Source organism: Streptomyces sp. NPDC051172 (assembly GCF_040682555.1).
GTDB lineage: Bacteria > Actinomycetota > Actinomycetes > Streptomycetales > Streptomycetaceae > Streptomyces.
In genome coordinates this window covers 1-1658 of the sequence record NZ_JBFBBE010000320.1, presented here as the reverse complement: position 1 = coordinate 1658, position 1658 = coordinate 1, and the positions used below count along the sequence as shown (strand labels likewise).

Annotated in this window: 1 protein-coding gene; it reads right to left on the bottom strand. The window is 69.3% G+C overall.

What is annotated here, in order from left to right; genetic code table 11:
- Positions 1-149 precede the first annotated feature (149 nt).
- Positions 150-1538, bottom strand: a complete 1389-nt coding sequence (locus AB0N07_RS50710) for an IS1380 family transposase (protein ID WP_365847745.1) — start codon at positions 1536-1538, stop codon at positions 150-152.
- Positions 1539-1658 lie beyond the last annotated feature (120 nt).

The following is a 1658-nucleotide window of genomic DNA, read 5'->3' as shown; positions in this document are numbered from 1 at the left end:
CCTCGATCCACCGCGTGAATATTGATCACGGGTGTCGGGCGGGTTGCGGGTGTTTCTTCGGGGTGCGGGCAGCGGTGATCGCCGGGTGGCCGTCCGGTGCGGGGTCTCCGAGTCTTTCGGGTCGTGGGCGGTCAGGGCGGTGGCGCGGGTCAGGTGCGCATGCGTTGTCCGGTGGCGGTCCACAGGTCGGTGAAGTCGTCGGCCCAGCGCCAGAGTTGGGGAAAGTGGAGGGTGAGGCGGCGGGCGCCGGTGGCGATCCGGGCGGGGATGTTGATCAGGTGGCGGCGGATGGTGCCGGTCCGCGCCCGGGCGTGGAAGACGGAGGCGAGGTGGCCGGCGGCCCGGGTGAGGTTGTAGGCGGTGGCTGCCAGGGTGAGCCAGGCGGCGTTCGCGGTGAACTTCCCCGAGGGCAGGTGGGCGAGCGCGGAGTCTTCCAGGTCGGCGAAGACCTGCTCGACCTGGGCGTGTTCACGGTGCATGGGCTCGGCCTGGGCCAGGACGAACGGGCTGTCGGTGAAGATGACGTGGTGGCGCCAGACGCCGAACAGCTCGGCCTGCCCCTCGGGCACGCTCTTGGGGTTCAGGCGCTTCACGCGTCGCACGATCAGCCGGGCGGTGGTGTGGAACGCCTTCTTCTTGCTGGTGAACGCGGTGAAGGGGACTTCGGTGATCTCCGCGTCCGAGATCCAGCGTTCCTCCTCGGCGTCCCAGACGGCGGCGGCGTACTTGATCGGTGTCCAGGTGTCCTCGGGGATGGTGGCGATGGCCTCGCGGATCTTCTTCCTGACCGCGACCGCGAGGGAGAACCGTGCGCCGGCCGTGCGGCAGACGTCGACGACCTTGTGGGAGTAGTACGCGGAGTCGGCGCGGACGATGATCTGCGCGGTGATGCCCATCGCCCGCACGGTGGCAAGGGCTTCGCGCAGCAGCGACGCGGCGCCCTTGCCGGAGCCCGCCGAGCCCTTGCGCAGTCTCGTGGCCACGATCACCGGCGCGCAGGTGCCCGTCTTGACGGTGACGATCTGGAAGTGCAGGCCGCGCTGTTTGGTGTAGCCGAAGGAGGCGCCCTGCTTGGCCGGGCCGTAGACCTGCTTGACCTTGGAGTCGATGTCGACGAACACCACCTCGTCCGTGGTGGGGACCAGGCCGGTGTGCGCGGCGAGATTGCAGGTGAACGCGCGTGTGGCGGACTCCAGTTGGCGCACGTGTCCCCAGGTGAACGCGCGCAGGAACGACCCCAGCGTGGACGGGGCACGCACCCCGCCGAACAGGCGCGGCAGGCCACCGTGGCGCAGCACGTCCAGGTCATCGATGCTGTCCGCCCCGGCCACCATCCCGCCCACGATCGACAGCGCCTTCGCGTCGGCGGCCGTCCCAGCCCCGTTCTTCGCACCGAGGAGCTTCACCTTCCCAGCGACCAGGGCGGGCAGGCCGCACCGCTCGGCCAGCCGGATCGTCGGGACCAGCCCGGCATGCGCGATCAGGTCGGGGTCGTCGAACGCGGCGAACAGTTCCGCGGGCCTGTGGGAGACTTTCACTTCAGAGGTGCCTTGCCGATCGTGCGTGCTGGAAGCGTAGGAACTCCCATCATCGCAGGTCAGCAGGCACCTCTTCCTATTCCTCTGTCCACAGGCCGACTATCACGCGGTGGATCGAGG